This window comes from Actinomyces glycerinitolerans (genome assembly GCF_900098745.1).
Classification (GTDB): Bacteria; Actinomycetota; Actinomycetes; order Actinomycetales; family Actinomycetaceae; genus Actinomyces; species Actinomyces glycerinitolerans.
In genome coordinates, this window is the sequence record NZ_FQTT01000009.1 from 518,717 (window position 1) to 535,340 (window position 16,624).

Annotated in this window: 13 protein-coding genes; 4 read left to right on the forward strand and 9 right to left on the reverse strand. The window is 66.3% G+C overall.

Annotated features, from left to right (window positions below; all coding sequences use genetic code 11):
- The coding region (locus ACGLYG10_RS16605; protein WP_244542589.1) for a hypothetical protein at window positions 1–732 on the forward strand (732 nt) is incomplete at its 5' end.
- A 62-nt stretch (window positions 733–794) separates the two neighbouring features.
- Here ACGLYG10_RS16605 and ACGLYG10_RS06220 read toward each other — a convergent pair.
- The 8 genes from ACGLYG10_RS06220 to ACGLYG10_RS06255 all read right to left on the reverse strand — a co-directional run bounded on the left by ACGLYG10_RS06220 (window position 795) and on the right by ACGLYG10_RS06255 (window position 11,870).
- On the reverse strand, window positions 795–1,493 hold the full coding sequence (locus ACGLYG10_RS06220; RefSeq protein WP_073329087.1) for a hypothetical protein: 699 nt from the start codon (window positions 1,491–1,493) through the stop codon (window positions 795–797).
- A gap of 62 nt (window positions 1,494–1,555) precedes the next feature.
- Entirely contained in the window at window positions 1,556–2,716 is a 1,161-nt protein-coding gene (locus ACGLYG10_RS16835) for a DUF6571 family protein (RefSeq protein WP_211482987.1), read from the reverse strand.
- A 108-nt stretch (window positions 2,717–2,824) separates the two neighbouring features.
- Window positions 2,825–3,628, reverse strand: a complete 804-nt coding sequence (locus tag ACGLYG10_RS06230; protein WP_139240870.1) for a hypothetical protein — start codon at window positions 3,626–3,628, stop codon at window positions 2,825–2,827.
- Window positions 3,629–3,661: 33 nt separating this feature from the next.
- Complete coding sequence (locus ACGLYG10_RS06235; RefSeq protein WP_073329095.1) at window positions 3,662–5,815, reverse strand: DUF6571 family protein; 2,154 nt, start codon at window positions 5,813–5,815, stop codon at window positions 3,662–3,664.
- A 56-nt stretch (window positions 5,816–5,871) separates the two neighbouring features.
- Window positions 5,872–6,246, reverse strand: coding sequence for a hypothetical protein (locus ACGLYG10_RS06240; protein WP_073329097.1), 375 nt, complete (start codon window positions 6,244–6,246; stop codon window positions 5,872–5,874).
- A 239-nt stretch (window positions 6,247–6,485) separates the two neighbouring features.
- Window positions 6,486–7,004 carry a flavodoxin gene (locus ACGLYG10_RS06245; protein ID WP_073329100.1) on the reverse strand — a complete coding sequence of 173 codons (519 nt, stop codon included), beginning with the start codon at window positions 7,002–7,004 and terminating at the stop codon, window positions 6,486–6,488.
- Window positions 7,005–7,902: 898 nt separating this feature from the next.
- Window positions 7,903–10,413 (reverse strand): alpha-L-rhamnosidase-related protein, encoded by a 2,511-nt coding sequence (locus ACGLYG10_RS06250; RefSeq protein WP_073329103.1) that lies wholly within the window; start codon window positions 10,411–10,413, stop codon window positions 7,903–7,905.
- A 131-nt stretch (window positions 10,414–10,544) separates the two neighbouring features.
- Entirely contained in the window at window positions 10,545–11,870 is a 1,326-nt protein-coding gene (locus tag ACGLYG10_RS06255; protein ID WP_073329106.1) for an MFS transporter, read from the reverse strand.
- 400 nt (window positions 11,871–12,270) lie between these two features.
- Here ACGLYG10_RS06255 and ACGLYG10_RS06260 point away from each other — a divergent pair, with 400 nt between their 5' ends.
- Window positions 12,271–13,281, forward strand: coding sequence for a LacI family DNA-binding transcriptional regulator (locus ACGLYG10_RS06260; RefSeq protein ID WP_073329109.1), 1,011 nt, complete (start codon window positions 12,271–12,273; stop codon window positions 13,279–13,281).
- A gap of 71 nt (window positions 13,282–13,352) precedes the next feature.
- Here the strand turns inward: ACGLYG10_RS06260 and ACGLYG10_RS06265 are convergent, their stop codons facing one another.
- Window positions 13,353–13,883, reverse strand: a complete 531-nt coding sequence (locus tag ACGLYG10_RS06265) for a SprT-like domain-containing protein (protein ID WP_073329111.1) — start codon at window positions 13,881–13,883, stop codon at window positions 13,353–13,355.
- A 103-nt stretch (window positions 13,884–13,986) separates the two neighbouring features.
- Here ACGLYG10_RS06265 and ACGLYG10_RS06270 point away from each other — a divergent pair, with 103 nt between their 5' ends.
- A complete protein-coding gene (locus tag ACGLYG10_RS06270) occupies window positions 13,987–15,039 on the forward strand; it encodes a hypothetical protein (RefSeq protein WP_244542590.1) in 1,053 nt (350 codons plus the stop codon).
- A 57-nt stretch (window positions 15,040–15,096) separates the two neighbouring features.
- Window positions 15,097–16,614 carry a cardiolipin synthase gene (cls, locus tag ACGLYG10_RS06275; protein ID WP_073329114.1) on the forward strand — a complete coding sequence of 506 codons (1,518 nt, stop codon included), beginning with the start codon at window positions 15,097–15,099 and terminating at the stop codon, window positions 16,612–16,614.
- Window positions 16,615–16,624: the final 10 nt, after the last annotated feature.

The following is a 16,624-nucleotide window of genomic DNA, read 5'->3' on the forward strand; positions in this document are numbered from 1 at the left end:
GAGGATACCCGGAACTTGAACTTTGATGGGAAGAGTGTGGAGGAGCAGAAACTAGACTACCCCGACTACCGGTTGCACGCGGATGACACGGAAGGGCGCTGGTATATGCCGACGTGCTCGTCGAAGTATATGGCCAACGATGACGAGCGCAGCATTGGCGATATCGCTGAGGCGTACTATGCGGAAAATAGCCCGGTGTGGGTTCCCGCAGGCGAGTCTGCTCCCGTTCCGGAGGTGGATGGGGCGACGCTCGCGCAGGCCGCCTGGGATGCGGTGACGATCCCTACGGCGACGATCTCGTATAACCCGATGGTTGGGGATGTGGGGGCCACGATTGTGGGTATGGATACCTGGGTGTGGGCCACGGGTGATACCCCCAAGGAGGTGCAGGTGACGGCTACGGCGGGGTCGACCACCGCCACGATCACGGCGACCGCGAAGTGGTTGACGCTCCAGTCCAAGGATGGCACCGCCAAGTGCACCGGCTTCGGCATCCCCTGGAGTGAGGACAATGACGCCAAGGGTACGGACTGCCTGATCGTGTTCGACCGGTCCAGTGCGCACTTCAAGGACGGTGTGACTCCGGTGGATGTGAAGGTGTCCTACGCGATCACCTACACGGCCACCGACGGTGCCGCCGGAACCATGGACACGCATACTACGTCCACGACCACCAGCATCCCGGTGGCGGAGATCCAGGCCCTGAACACCATACCCACCAAACAACCATAAGGCGCCGGCTAATCTCTACTTGTCGTACCGAAGGTAGCTGTGGATCGCTTGCGCTTGTGTCATTATGCGGACGGGGTGCTGGTGGGTTGGTCGTTGGCGGTCATCGGGGCCGCGGCAGGAGTATTGACGGCGTTAGAGGTTTCGGGGGTGCCGGGGTCTTGGCTGGGGTTGGGGTTTGGAATGGCGTGGTGTTCCTGAGCTTGGATGACGACGTACGTCAGCAGCTCGGGCATGACGGCCATGGCCTCCTGGGTGGTTTTGGGGCCGTCTAGGTTATCCTCTGGATGAGGAATGACCGCTGCTATTGTGAAGCCGTCTCCGAACCAGATACCGTGCACATAGTTTTCTGAGCCGGACTCCCTGACCCAGAGGTAGGTGTTTCCCTCGAGGTCGGGGGTGTTGAGTTTTTGGACGCCGTTTTCGGTGTCCGCGGCCATGGTCTCGTCGGTCCACTTGTAACCGTTTCCGGCGTCGTACTCGTCGTCATGCCAGTATTCGATGAACGCGATGGTGCCATACATTTCGTAGCCTCTGGCGTCCGTAGCCGGTGGCCTGCCCGACGAAACAGTGCAACGCCTATCCCAACCGCCGTAGCTCTGTATCGTGGAGCTGCCGATACTGCTGCCCAGGATTCGGTCGAGCTCGGCGGTGTTGTAGACGTCCTGGCATACGGCCTCCGGCGGTACGGGCGGCTCCTCCGGCTGGTCCCAGGGGCGCCACCAGGCCAGGGCCCCGGCGCACAGGACCGTGATGGTGAACACGATTGCCAGCCAGCGTCGTCTCGGCCTGATTTCCCGGCTTCGTGGGGCAGTGTCGGTGTGTTTCACCAGTCGTCACCACCGTAAGTATCTTTAAAATCGTCGGTGGTACGCCATCTTTCTGGATTGCCGTTAATACCGATTCGGTTCATGACGTGTTTGACGTCGAGGCTGTTTCCGGATCCGTCGGTTACCCAGGTGTAGAAGTTCCTTTGCTGTTCGTTAGTTTCCAATATAACGTGGTGGGCGCCGTTGGTGTCTGTGGTGTACCAGGTGGCGGTGTTGGGGTCTGGTGGGTTGTTAATGAGACCTGCGTTGAACGCATTGGTGTAGATGGGTGCGGGTAGGCCGGGGGTGCCTGTGGGAATGGTGGGGTTGGGTTGGGGTGTGGTTGTGGGGGTGTGGGTGATGGTGTGTTGGCCGTTGGTGTTGGTGGTGATGGTTAACAGGTCGGTGGAGGCTGCGGCTCCGGCGTTGGCCGCGTCGGTGATGTCGGTGGTGCCGCCTAGTAGGGTGAGTAGGTTCAGGGCGTCGGCGTTGCGGGCGTAGAAGTCGGCCAGGGTGTCGGTTGAGGTGCCGTGGGTGTTCATGTATTGGGAGGCTCGTGCGGCGGTGTAGGCGGTTGTGGCGCGGGCGATCTCGTAGGCCGCTTCGGTTGAGTCTGCTACTTCGTACAGTAGGTGGGCGGTAGCCGTGGTGAGGGTCTGTTCGTCGGTGCCCGCGGTTGTTATAGGGAACGCCTCGTAGTAGTTGTCGGGTCCGGTGCTGGTTATGGGGAAGCGTTGGGCCAGGGCTATGAGTTCGGTGGGGCAGTTGCCCAGGATGACGCCGGTGTTGGCCTTGGCCTGGTCGGTGAGGCGGTTGGTGTGGTTGGCTAGGAGGATGATGCCCTGGGCAGTAACCCAGGTGGCGCGCTGGCCGTCCTCGCCCGTGTCGGTTCTGAGGGATGAGGCGGCTGCGAGGGCCTGGGTGAGGGCGGTGATGCCCTTGGTGCCCCAGTGCCGTCCGGTTAGCTGGTCCCACCGGGTTCGGGCCTCATCGGACGGCACCCACCCGTCACTGAAGTCATCGTCATCGGAGTCATCGTCGTTGCCGTCTGTGGGGGCGAGGTAGTTCAGGGCGGCGGCCGGGTCGTTGGCGAGTTCGGCCAGCTGTGCCTCCAGCGGATCCTCCACCCACACCCGCCACCACGCACCACCAGCAACCCCCACCACGACGAGCGCCAAGATCAACACAACCACAACGACGCGACGCCGAGCGCCATGGGTAGGTCGGTGGTCGGACTCCGGGAGGGGAGCGCTCGGGGCGGGTGCGGGAGTGGTGGATTCCATGGGTCAGGATGCGGACGGGGTGCTGGTGGGCTGGTTTCTGATGGCTGTCGAGTCCGTGGCGGGTGTATCCGCCGTGTCGGTCGGTTCGCTTACAGGGGTCTTGCTGAGCTTAGGGTTTGGGATGGCGTTGTGTTCTTGTGCTTGGGTGACGATATACGTCAGCAGCTCAGGCATAACATCCATAGCCTCCTGGGTGGTTTTGGGGCCGTCCAAGCTGTTTTCCGGGTCGCCTAGGTTGATTACAATGGTGAAGTCGTGCCCGAACCAGAATCCATACACATAGTTTTCCGACTCTAGTTGCCTGAGCCAGAGGTAGGTGTTGCCCTCGAGCTCGGGGATGTCTAGCTTCTGGACGCCGTTCTCGGTGTCCGCCGCCATGGACTCATCGGTCCACTTAACGCCGTTGCCGGCGTCGTACTCGTCGGAGGGCCAATATCGTATGACGACGATGGCGTCGTCCAGTTCGTAGCCTCTGGCGTCCGTGGCTATGGGTTTACCTGACTGAATAGTGCAGTTGTGAATCAGGTGGCCGGAGCGGACTGCCCAGTAGTCTCCGATACTGCTGCCTAGGATTCGGTCGAGTTCGGCGGTTTCATAGAGACCGTCGCACACGGTTTCCGGCGGCGTTACCTCCTCCGGTTGGTCCCATGGGTGCCACCAGGTCAGGGCTCCGGCGCACAGGACCGTGATGGTGAGCAGGACCGCCAGCATGCGTCGTCTTGGGCGGCTCGTGCTTGTGTCAGGGGCCTGGGCGGTGGCGCCGGTGGGGCGGGTGCTGTTGTTGTTGTCTGTGGTGGTTGGGTTCATGGCTGTGTGTTACCGGTGTTGGTGGTTGTGTTATTAGTCTTCGGGCAGTTCGGTGTCTTGGGGGTCGGCCGCGGTTTGGCTGACGGTCATTAGGTCGGTGGACAGGCCGATGTCGTCGCGGTAGCTGGCCCACCACTGCTGGAACTGTTCCTTCTGGGTGTCGTCGGTGATGGTGATGGTCTTGGTTTCCGGGTCGTACCAGGACTGCGGGTTATCGGCGTCGGGGAAGTAGCTTTCGTCTACGAGCCCGTGTTGGACGGCGACCTCGGTGATGCTGGCGTTGTAGGCGGTCGCGTCGATCTGCAGGTCGGTGACGGTGTCGTTGGAGGCCGCCTCCCACAGTGACAGTCCGGTGGAGCCCCCGGCGGACACGGCTGCGGCGGCGGGGTGGGGGATCGCCCCGACGATGGCGAAGGCCGCGCCGGCCTGCGCCCGCTCCTTGTCGCGCCGAGTATCCGAGCGCTCATTGGCCTGGTCGGCTACCTCATCCACCCACGCCGCCGCGCTACGCCCATTGGTATAGGCGCCGGTCATGCCCGTCTGCGCCTGGGTCACCTGCTCGGGGGTCGGGGTCGATCCGTCTGTGGGGAGGTCTTCTGCGGCCTCGGCGTGCGCGGCACGGTGGGTGTAGTTTGCGATCCCCTGCCCGGCCGCGGACACCGCGTCGTCGGAGTCGGCGAAGGACGCGACCACATGCTTCAACGCTGCGCGTTTGGCTTTGGGGCCGTGGGCGTAGTCGTTGGCGGTGACGTAACCGTACTGAAGATCCGGGGACTTATCGGCGGTGGCTATGCCGGTGATTTCGGCGGCGTGGTTGCCGGCGAACACACCGAGGTTGACCTTGGTCCGCTCAGAAGACTTGGAGAAGTCGTGGCTGCCGAAGTACTCCAGCGCCTGGCCGCACGCCCAAGTAGCGCGTCCGTCCAGGGCGCCGTCGGTGCTCCCGCGCTGACTTGACACCGCCGCATAAGCAGCGGTTAGTGCGTCCTCATTGCCGTAGACCCAGGTCCGGGAGAACAACAGGTCGGCACGGCCCTGTGCGGTGATGGTGCGGCCATCCCGCGTGGTGAACGGCAGGTTCGGGTCGTAGTCGGTGATCGGGATGGTCGCGTTGCCATCCTCATCAATCACGATGGGCGGGTTGACCAGGGTCGGCGTGAAATACCGGTTGGCCGCCTCCAAGTTACGACTCATGGCGAAGAGCGGCCCCGCCATCGGATCGGGTGAGTAATCGTCAAGGTAGTTGCCGGTCCCGGTCGCTTGCGGGTTACCCACCTCCATCGGGTCGTAGTCGGTGGTCTCCATGTCGCTGGCCAGGTTGACCACGAAGTCTGTTCCGTACGTCGTGTCCTGCACGGACATCAGTGCGGTCACCGCCGAGGCCAGGCCCTGCTTGCCATCAGTGGTGATGACGTCGCCCACCTCCCGGCTCAGGCCGCTGGTCAGGGACTCCCCGTTCACCTCCGGCTGGGAAGCGGCCGCAAACACGTGGCCCAGCGTCGTGATCGTTCGTTCGAATGAAGCGTCATCCTCCTCACTTCTCGTCACCCAGTAACCGTACTGGTCGATGTTCTTATACGCGGTCTGAGCGTCAATGGTGAGGTTGAGAAAGGCTTCGGTGCCCAGCGCATCAACGAACGCCGCCCCATAGATCGGGATGTCGCGGTGCTTGTCGATCTGGACGAGGATTTCCTCCACGGTGCGTCCTTGGGAGGAGGTGCCGTTGGCGAGTGCTTCTTGGAGTTCGGTGGCTTCGGCCTTGGCGGTTTCTGCGGAGCCGGTGTTGTAGGCGTGGACGTTGGCGGCGGTGTCCATGTTGCGCCAGTAGGCGGCTTCGTCGGTGGTGCCTGGTGGTGGGTCGGGCAGGTAGTAGGACAGGGTGCCGTCGGGGTTGGTCATGGTGATGCCGGACTCGTTGATGTCGATGGCCTCTTGGCGGCGCGAGCGCAGCTCCTCGGCGAGATCGCGCATGGTGGATGCGTAGGCCGCCATGGTCCCCGATCCGGGCCCCGGGATCAGGAAGCCGGGCAGTACCTGGGTTGCGTCGACCACGGACTGCACCGGGTCGTGGTAGTAGGCGCTGGTCTGGCTGATGCCGTTGCGTTCGTGGTCGATCGCTTCGGCGCGGTCTTCGAGGTTGTCGATGACCGTCTGCATCTTGTCGGTGTCGATCTTGATGAAGGCCATGGGACTGCGCTTCCTTGCTTCGAGAGCGGTTCAGAGGGATACGGGGCAGGGGGTGGTTAGGTGAGGGGCCACCTGGCCAGGGCGGAGTCCTCAGGAACCATGTCCAGCCCGGCGTCGTAGAAGGCGTTTTCCGCGTCGGTCAGGTCGGAGACGATGTCGCCGATCGCCTCATAGGCGCCGGAGTCGGCGGCGTCGATGCTGGTGCGGTAGTCGTCGGCGACCGGTGAGGTCCACACCTCATCGTTCAGTCCGGCGTTGAAGGTCTCACTGTTTTGGGTGGTGGAGGCCGTGGTGGAGGCGGGCTCCCAGGCGTCCAGACGGGGCCGTGAGCCCTGTGCGTAGTGCTTGACCTCTCGAATTGCCTCCAGTTTGCGGTTGGGCACCATGCGGACGTCATCATCGTCAGCGTCGTAGGTGGGGGAGGACGGCATCAGGGCCTCAACTCTCAGATCGTATCGGGCAGGGGCAGGTGCGCGGGTAGCGGGCCGGCCTCTCGGCAACGGCCTCAACCTACCCCACACATCACGCCCCCGTCACGATACGACAAGAGCGGTCGCCAGCCGTACGCAGGCACAGACGGACGACTGCCCGATGACGCCGATAGGCGGGACGTCAGCCTTGTGGCCCGGACTTCGTCGGCTTAGACATATGCCGTCGGGGTCCATTGCCCCTACGCGTCGACCCCGAGCCGCTCCAGCCAGCGGCGCACGCCGACGGCATCAATGTTCGCCTCCAGGCGGGTGCCGGGCCTCCAGTCGCCGGTGCTGGACAGAGCGGCAAGATCGCGGGCGCTGGCGCCGACCGGGGAGGAGAACGAGGTGCAGAACGGGATCACGGTCTTACCCGTGAAGTCATTGTTCTTCACGAATTCGTTCATGACCCAGGAGGCCTCGCCCCACCAGATGGGGTAGCCGACCAGCACGACGTCGTAGCCGGCGAATCCATCCGGGGTGTCCTGTACCAGCTCCACGTGACGCAGGCTGTGGTCGACGTGCTCGCGCGAGACCCGGCTGCGCGGGTCGTTGTAGTCCAGTTCGGGCTCGGAGTAGGCCTCGGTGGGGGACAACACGAAGGCGTCGGCTCCGAGCGCATGGGTAATGGTCTCCGCCACGCGGCGGGTGTGCCCGTGGGCGGAGTAGTGCACGACGAGCGTCTTGGGTTGGGAATCAGAGGTGTTACTGGTGGGCATTCGAACTCCAATCGTCGGCAAGCGATTATACGGTCGGTTATGCGTCCTATACCGGCGTTTCGTGTTTGGGGGTGTGGCTGGTGGTGTGTTCTGGTTGGCCTGAGAACGAGCTCTGCCGAGGACGACCTCTCCCGCGCCCGCGCGCAGCCTCACGTGCCCGAAGGCCATCTCCCGTGCCCGAGGGCGGCCTGCCCGTGGACGGCCTGCCGGGCCCGTGGATGGCCTGCCGCGTGGTTGTTCCGTGCGGCCGCATCCTCGAGTGCGAAGCGCTGGTCAGCGCTGGTTTCCGACCTTGGGGTGTGGTTTACGACTCCGGGGTGGTCGTGAATCGCACCCCAAGGTCGTAAATCGACATGACGGCCGTCTCACGGGAGCACAGCCGGCCGGGGAACACGGGCCCCGCCAACCCCGGGCCACGGGGGCGGGTCCCCGTCCCTGAAGCCCAGGCCCACGCCGACGAGCCACTCAGCCGGGCGCTGGCCCACACCGCCGGGCGCGGGCCAGGCGGACTGCCGAGTGCAGCGGCAGAGGGTTCTGACTTGCGGGCCGTCATGGGGGTGGCGTCAGGGGGTGGACGGTTCGTGTGTTCCGGTGACGGTTCGTCAGGTAGCAGTAACGGTTCGGCATGAACTACGACGGTTCGTACCCCTACCCCACGAACCGTCGCCGGATGTGCCGAACCGTCGACCCGAGCGTACGAACCGTCAGGCGAAGGCGCGAACTCTCACGCAAGCACCCGAACCGTCACGCACGATCCGCCGTGATCCACCGAGATTCACCGAGATTCACCGAGATTCACGGTGAACTATCCCATCCCCGCTCATCGCACCCGCCGGAGCACACACACAAACCACCATCCAGACACCCCACCCACCACACCCACAAACACGAAGAGCCCTTATACCTGTAGCGGCAGTACGTATTCGCCCGCATCGTGTCGGCTGGTGCTGCCCGACGGCGTTATGAAGGTGAAGGGGACCGGGCTAGTCACCCGGACGGCGTCGGCGGTGCAGGACACCGTGATCGGGCCGGCCGGGGTGGGGGCACTGCCGTGCAGGCCGGGTGCCAGATCTGGCCGCGGGGCGACGACGGCGCGTGCAAAACCGGGCTGCTCCGGTCGCACTCCCAGCACGTGGCGGACCAGGTCGGACGTGGGACAGGAGCTCCAGCCGTGGCACGGCGTGCCCCAACCCCAGCACTCTCCGAAGGTGTCGTAGCCGTCGGCCAGGAACTCGCTCCACCGGCGCATATCGTCCACGACGGCGTCCGTCCTTCCGGCCGCGGCCAGAGCCTCATGCACCAGCGCGGAGGCGAAGGGCTCCGCACGCACGTGCTCGGTCTCCGTGTCCCAGGTGACCCGCTGGACGCCATGAATGTTGTCAATGATCAGTTGCTCGTCGTACACACCGTTGGCGCCGATCCAGGAGCGGACCACCAGGTGCTCGGTGTCGGTGAGCAGCCGCACCACGTCCTCAGTGCGGTCCTCCGGGACGATTCCCGCCAGCAGGGGCAGTGCGTTGGCCAACTGTGAGGCCGCCCGGGCGTCGCCGGAGCCGTCCACATGGTCCACATAGCAGCACCGCTGCGGATCCCACAGGTCCTCGAAGCCGGCCTTCACGCCGGCAAGCAGTTCGCGCGCCCAGGTGGCGTCCGCCGCGTTGCCGACGTCGGCGCTCATGCGGGCGTACTCGCCCAGCGCAAGCGCGAACAGGCCGTTGATCAGCGCCGAACGACCGTCGAGGAAGGTCGCGGACCAGTCCACGAGATTCCACTCCGAGGCGTCCGCCACCAGCCCGGAGTCGTCGACGTAGTCGGCATACCAGGTCAGGATGCGCCGCGCCGTTGGCAGGTGACGGGCCGTGACCGCAAGGTCGCCCGCGTAGTCGTGCAGCTGGGCGAGCCCGTGAATCCAGTACAGCGACCAGTCGGGGATGGTGCACCAGCCGCCGAACTCGGTCTCCCCGGAGACCGCCTTCGGCAGCAGCCCGTCGGAGCGGGGCGAGTCCGCCAGGTCCACGTAGCGTGCGGCCAGCCGCCAATCGTCGGAGCAGGTCAGGTGCACCAGCTGGTGCACCCAGCCGTCGCCCACCCAGGCGCGCTGCTCGCGGGTGGGGCAGTCGGTGAAGGCATCCTTGGAGTTCAGCGCCACGGTGCGCCGCCCCGCCGCATACAGCGCGTTCAACTCGGCGTCGTCGCAGGTGAAGGCGTGGTCTCCCGTGAACGGGTAGAGGGCCTCGGCAACGGTGATCTCCCGCAGGGTCACCTCGGTTCCCGGTGCCGCTTCAATAAGCAGCAGCAGGTAGCGGAAGCCGTTTGACTCGAATCCCCGGTAGGCGAGCTCGCCGACGGCGTGAGCGCCGAAGCCGGCCACCTGCCCGACGGTGTTCATGCGGTCCGCGAAGGAATAGGTCTCGCGCTGAGAGGCGGACAGCCGCCACTCGTCACGCTCCCCGCCGGTGCGTACGTCCAGGCGAGTGCGTCCGAAGACGATCCGGCCGAAGTCCAAGCCGACCCCGATCGTCCCCGACTCCGGCACCGTGACGGTCACGGAGCCGGACCAGTCTGCGGGAGGTGTGGACGTCAGGTCGGCCTGGGTGAAGTACTCGGCGGCACGCAGCACGGGATTGACCTCGTGCAGGGACTCGGCGGAATTCTGCACGGTGATGCGGGCGGGGAGACGCAGGGTCGTCTCAGGATTGGCGATGGGACGTGGGCGCAGCAGGTTGTAGGGGTAGACGGCCGGCGTCGAGCGGTTGACCGAGTTGTGGTGCGTGGTGATCGGGACGCTCGCGGGACGGGAAGCGGCGGGTGCCACGGTGGCGTCGTAGCGTTCGTTCGGCACGGAGATGAGCCCGCCGGCGCCGATGACGCTCGGCTCCTCCGCCAGGCTCCACCCCGTCAGCGGCGTGCAGGTCCAAGAGGCGTCGGTGGCGGTCAGCAACGTGCCGTCGCCGTCGCGCATTTCCAGGGCGAGGCAGGGGGCCTTACCGAAGTTGACCGAGCCGCGCGGCGGCATCCAGAAGGCATTGGGGGTGCCGTAGTAGGTGACGGTCGCCTCAATCGTGTTGGTGCCGCGACGCAATAGGGCCGCGACGTCGTAGGTGTCGTAGCAGAGCCGGTCGGGCTGGGATCGCACCGGGCCGGCGCCGACCTCGGTGCCGTTGATGGCGAGCACGTACCGGGAGTCTGCGGCCACATGGCACCAGGCGTGGGCGGGAACGGCGTCCAGTGCGACCTCGCGGGAGAAGACGGCCCGGCCGAAGGGGCGGATGTCGTGCTCGTAGCCGAGGTCGACGAGTTTGGCGTCGGAGATCTCCTCCAGACTGGTGATCCACACGGCCGTCCACTTGGGCGGCAGGTGGGGGACCTCAAGCGGGGTGAGGGGTGCGGGAGTGGCGGTGACGGGCATGAGCGAGGGCTTTCCGGTTGTTTGGGCGAGCGTTGGTCTCGGATTTACGGTGGGAGTGTGAAGTGGGGCCGTCGTCGCCCTCATACCTGCCCGGCAGGAGGGCGACGACGGGAACGGTTGGGATGCGAGGGTCAGTGCTTGGGCTCGGGGGAGACGCTGAAGTCCAGGCCGGCCTCTTCGGCGGCTGCGACGTCGGCTTCCGCATGGCGTTCGACGGCGAACTCATTGCGCTGCTTGCCGTGGAAGCCCCAGATGGCGAAGGCGTAACCGACGATGGCGAAGCTCGCCAGGATGATGTAGGCCAGGCGGGGGCTGAGATGCATGAGGGACGGGGTGACCGAGGCGGCGACCGCGGCCACGATGCGGGCGACGAACACGATGTCGCCCTGGGCGGTGGCGCGCACGAGCGTCGGGAAGGACTCCTGCGTCCACACCTTCATCACGCCCTCGAAGGCGAAGGCGCCGCCGAAGCCGTTGATCAGGGAGACCGCGATGTAGCTCCACACGTGGAAGCCGCCGATGATGTAGATGAAGTAGGCCCCCGCGTAGCAGACGGCACCGATGTAGAAGTAGGTCATGCGCTTGGGCGTGTCCACGATCCGCATGAACCAGATGCCCCAGATGAAGCCGAGCGGCATCATTAGCAGGCCGATCTGGTTGGAGAAGGCGACGTCCATGCCGATGATGTTGTGGTTGATCCAGGTGGTGAACTGGCCACCGGTGTTGGCCGGGATGTTGACCAGCGCGTAGAAGAAGATCAGCGCAATGAAGGGCTTGAAATAGGGAGGCTTGAGCAGCGTGCCGATGGTCACGCGCTCGGCGCGCACGGTGCCGCTGCCGGACTCGCGCTCGCGGCGTGCGGTGAGCCAGATCTCGGACTCGGGAATCGGGAGCCGCAGCAGCAGCGTGACCAGGGCGACGACCATGACCTGGCCGTACATGACCTGGGCGCCGAGACGGCCCCAGTCGCCGACGATGGCACCTGCGGCGGTGGCGCCGACGATTCCCGCGGTCCACAGGAGATTAGACAGACCAATGATCTTGCCGCGGTTGTCGTCCGTGGCGGATTCGGCGATTGTTGCCAGCGAGACCGGCAGGTCGGCGCCGGTGCCGAGACCGACGAGGATGGTGCCCGCCATCAGGGCGGTGTAGTTCGGGGCGAATACCTGACAGGCGGCACCGATGACAATCATGAGCATCGTGAAGGAGAACACGTGCTTGCGGCCGAAGCGGTCCCCGAGCGGTCCTCCCGAGAGTGCGCCGAAAGCGATGCCGATGGTGAGGGCCGACGCCGCCATGCCGACCTGCGGGTCCGAGAGGCCGAGCACCGACTGGTAGATGGTCAGTGCGGTACCGGCGGAGACAATGGCGCAGGAGTCGATGTAGGACGCCATGCCGGAGACCGCGCCTACGTACCACGGGTTAGGCGGTTTACGCGTCGAGGTTGCTGTGGACATGTGCTCTCCTTCGAGCGTGGGGTGGGGCTTGTTCGGATCGGACCGACAAGTTGGTTGTGGAGCCGATTGACTCGCGTGCGACATCGCCTTGAAACGAATCAACCGCTATCACGGTAGCAGTAAGTAAGGGTTTGCACAAGAGGTACGGCGACCAAGTTGAATCGTTTAATAGTTGGGTGTGCCGCCATTTGGGAGTGGAATGCGTGGGCGCGACGCACGGAGTGGGCGGAGGTTTGTTGCGATGATGCGCCTTACCGACGGTCCGGCTCCGGCCTTATCGCAGACCTGGAATGATGGGCCTGTGCACACGCCGCTGCCCCTGCAGTCCGGCGGTCGTACGTGAAGCAAGTGGCGGGACGGCCGCATACGTCCCCGGCAGAGCGCAAAGTCAGGAGCAAACATGGCACGGCCCTCGGTGCGTGATGTGGCCGAACGGGCGGGAGTCTCGGTCGGCACGGTCTCACACGCGCTTAACCACCCCGAACGCGTCGCCCAGCCCACCCTCGACCGCGTGCGCGCCGCCATCGACGAGCTCGGCTTCGTCCGTTCCGAGGCGGCCCGCCGCCTGCGTCACGGCGGCTCCTCTCTGGTGGGCGTACTCGTCCACGACATCTCCAACCCCTTCTTCACCGAGGCCGCCCGCGGCATTGAGGACCGCCTGCGTGAGGACGGCCGTATCCCCATGCTCGGCTCCACCGACTCAGATCCGGAGCGCGAGCGCGAACTGATGACCCTGCTGGCCGGCATGGACGTGCACGGCGTCATCGTCACCCCGTCCGCCTCCACGCTCGACAACCTCGCCGTCCTCGCCGGTCGCGGCATCCGCGTGGTGCTGATGGATCACCCCCCGATTTCCGCGGAGCTGTCCACCGTCTCCGGCGACGACGTCGCCGGTGCCCGTGCCGCCGTCGCCCACCTGATCGAACTCGGCCACCGCCGCATCGGGTTCGTCAACGGCCCGCTCACGGTGCGCCAGGCGGTGGACCGGCGCGACGGCGTCATTGCCGCGCTGACGGAGGCGGGCCTGGACCCGGAGGGGTCCCTCACGGAGATCGAGGCCGTCAGCGGTGGACAGGGCTTCACCGCGGATGCCGGCGCCGTCGGAGCGGCAGCGCTGCTGGGAGGCGACCCCAGGCCGACCGCGCTGTTCTGCGCCAACGACCAGCTCGCCATCGGTGCCATGCGGGAGATTCGCCGTCGCGGCCTGAGCATCCCGGGCGACGTCGCCCTCGTCGGCTATGACGACGTCTCCGTCGCCTCCGAACTCATCACCCCGCTGACCAGCGTGCGTCAACCCATGCGGGAGATGGGGGCGGCCGCCGCCGACCTCCTGCTGTCCGCCGACGGCGCGGTGCGCCACATCGTCTTCCCGCCCGAGCTCGTGGTCCGTGAGTCCACCGCCGGCAAGTGAGTCGTCGGCCGCGGCACCGGGGTACTAGCGGACCGCCAGCCAGCCCCGTGGCCAAGCGGCGTACCGCGTGGTCACTCGGCCGCACGGCGGCCGGCGCGGGAAATCCCGGCCAGGGCCCGGGCATAACCGGCGCCGATCTCCTGCGGGCTGACCGGCACGCCGTCGTAGGACCAGCTCAGCAGATGCTCGGCGTTGAAGCCCCGCGCGCAACGCGAACAGGAACACGGCAGCGCCGGGCGACGCATCCGGTCCACGGTGTGCCCGGCGGGGCAGGTCCCCACCCAGCGTCCCGGCACGCGCGGTGCCTCACCGCTGACCAGCCGCCTGCCGGAGGCACCGATCCGGCGGGCCTCCGCGCGCCACACGGCGTCGTGCCCATGGGCCGCACCCACGCGGGCATGAGCGATCTCGTGCAGCACGGTCTCACGTACCTCGGACTCGTCATACAGCGCCATCAGCTGCCGGGACAGAGTGATACGCCGACGGGAGTGGTCGGCCTGCCCTGCCCGGCGCCGCGCGCGGTCGAATGACACCGACCAGTCGGCGACGTCGTGCTCCTCCATCAAGAGTTGGGCCAGCGGCAGCACGTCGGGCAGGTTCACGCCCCGAGCGTAGTTGATCCATGTCGGGTCCGGACGCACTGTCGAGGCCCCCGCCGCGTCCGGCTTCGCGCAGTCGGCACCGGCGTATGGCAACATTGCTGCGATGTCACGTCCCGCCGACCGGCCGACGCGCCGCTCCCCGCAAAGCCGCACGCGCCACACCGCCGCCGACCACCGCGCGGTACGCGGAGCATCCGCCCGCAGCCGTTCAACGGCTCCACGCGGCACCCGGCTGGCCAGGGCGGCCAGAGCCGGGGCGCGCGGACATGGCTCCCGCCGGCGCCGCGGAGGGCGACGCCACCCCCGCCGACTCGGCCCGGTCGGCGTCTTCCTGACCGCCTTCCTGACCACGCTGCTGGTCGGATTGCTGGTGATGAACGCCGTTGACACCACGCCGGCCTCACCCGCTCCCACGGCGGCCACCAGGCCCACCGCCATCGCTCGCGACATGACCGGCTACGACGCCGAGCACATCATCGACGACGACGTCTTCTACGACTCCTCCGCCATGACCGCCACCGAGGTCGCCGCCTTCATCGACACCGTCAACGCGGGCTGTCAGAGCGGCGTCGACGGCACCCCCTGCCTGGCAGAGGCCACCTTCGACACCGAGGACCGCGAGGCCAGCACCGCCTGCCCCGGCGGTTACACCGCCGCCACGGGGGAGACGGCCGCCGAGGTCATCTCCCAGGTAGCCACCTCCTGCGACATCAACCCGCGCGTGCTGTTGGTCCTGCTGCAAAAAGAACAGGGACTGCTCACCGCCTCCGGGCTCACCCTGAACGAGAGCCGCTACCAGGCGGCCACCGGTTACGCCTGCCCCGACGGGCAGGAGTGCGACCCCGAATACGCCGGCTTCTTCCGCCAGCTGTATGGCGCTGCCTCCCAGTTCCAGACCTACCGGCTCGACCCGGCCGGCTTCCAGGTGGTTGCCGGCACGACCACGCAGCTGGCCTACTCGCCCGATGCGCTGTGCGGCAGCGGCGAGCTTACGCCCGCCAACCAGGCGACGGCGGGCCTGTACAACTACACGCCCTACCTGGCCAACATCGCTGCGGCCGACGGCGGCGACGACTGCACCAGTTGGGGCAACTGGAACTTCTACGGTTACTACCGCACGTTGTTCGGCGACCCCACGCCCTCGACCGCCGACTGATACGGCGCGCCGTCGAGGCGGTGCGGTGCTGGCCGCAAGCGTGTGAGGATTGCCTGCATGGATTGGCATCCGGTGCTGACGACCGTATGGGTTGTCCTGGAGTATGTGATCAAGTTCGTGGCGCTGGGGACCGTCCCGGAGAACCGTCGCCCATCGTCGTCCACCGCCTGGCTGCTGCTGATCTTCCTGCTGCCCGTGGTGGGCCTGCCCCTGTACCTCTTCCTGGGCAGCCCCTGGGTGCACGGCAAGCGCTACCAGCAGCAGCTCGAGGCCAATGCGGTCGTAAACGAGTTCGCCTCGGGTATGACCGATGTGCCCGCCGGGGCGCGGCCGTCACCGCAGCTCAGTTCGGTGCTGCGGATGAACCGTAAACTCACCGGCCTGCCCTGTGTCACCGGGGAGGTCGTCGCCCTGCACCGGGACTCCGCCCAGACCTACGCCACCATGGCTCGCATCATCGATACGGCCCAGCACCATGTGCACGTCGAGTTCTACATCCAGAGCTGGGACGAGGTCACCGACGTCTTCTACGACGCGCTCGCCCGGGCCGCCGCCCGCGGCGTCACCGTGCGCCTACTGGTGGATCACCTCGGCTCGCGCAAGTATCCCGGCTGGAAGGACTTCGGCCGACGGCTCACCGCCGCGGGTATCCAGTGGCGGCTCATGATGCCGCTGCTGCCGCACAAACGGCGTTTCCGCCGCCCCGACCTGCGCAACCACCGCAAGGTCCTCACCATCGACGGTGAGCGCGCCTTCATCGGCTCGCACAACATCATCGACCCCACCTACCGGCTGCGCTCCAACATCCGGGCCGGACGCACCTGGGCCGACCTGTCCGTGGAGGTCACCGGGGACATTGTGGTGGAGGCCGAGACGGTCTTCGCCATGGACTGGTTCTTCGAGTCCGGCGAGGTGCTTCAGGTGCAGGACGCGCTTCCGGGGACGCCCGACGTGACCGAACTACTGGCCCGTAGGCCCTCGGTCGGCACGCCCGCGCCGCAGCCGGACCGGCCCGACGCCGTCGTCAACGCCATGCAATTGGTGCCCTCCGGGCCCGGCTACCCCACCGAACCGAATCGCCGGATGTTCGTATCCCTGATCGAGAACGCCACCCGGCGCGTGTCGATCACCAGCCCCTACTTCATCCCCGACGAGGCGCTGCTGGCCGCCATGACAACGGCCGCCTACCGCGGGGTCGACGTAGAACTGTTCGTCGGCAAGGAATCCGACCATCTGATCGTCAACCACGCTCAACGCTCCTACTACGGGGCGCTGCTCGCCGCCGGTGTGCGCATCTACCGGTACCCGGCGCCGACGGTTCTGCATGCCAAGTACCTGACGGTCGACGGCGAGGTCGGCGTCATCGGCAGCGCGAACATGGACTTCCGCTCCTTCGCCCTGAACTACGAGATGATGCTGCTTTCCTTCGGCGGCGACCTGGATGCGCTGCTCAGGGACAACGACGCCTACTACCGGCGTGTGTCCACCGAATTGACCGCTGCGGAGTGGGCGAAAGAACCCTGGTGGCGGCGCTACATCGACAACGTGTGCCGGTTGGTCTCCGCGGTCCTGTGAGGTCCCGGTT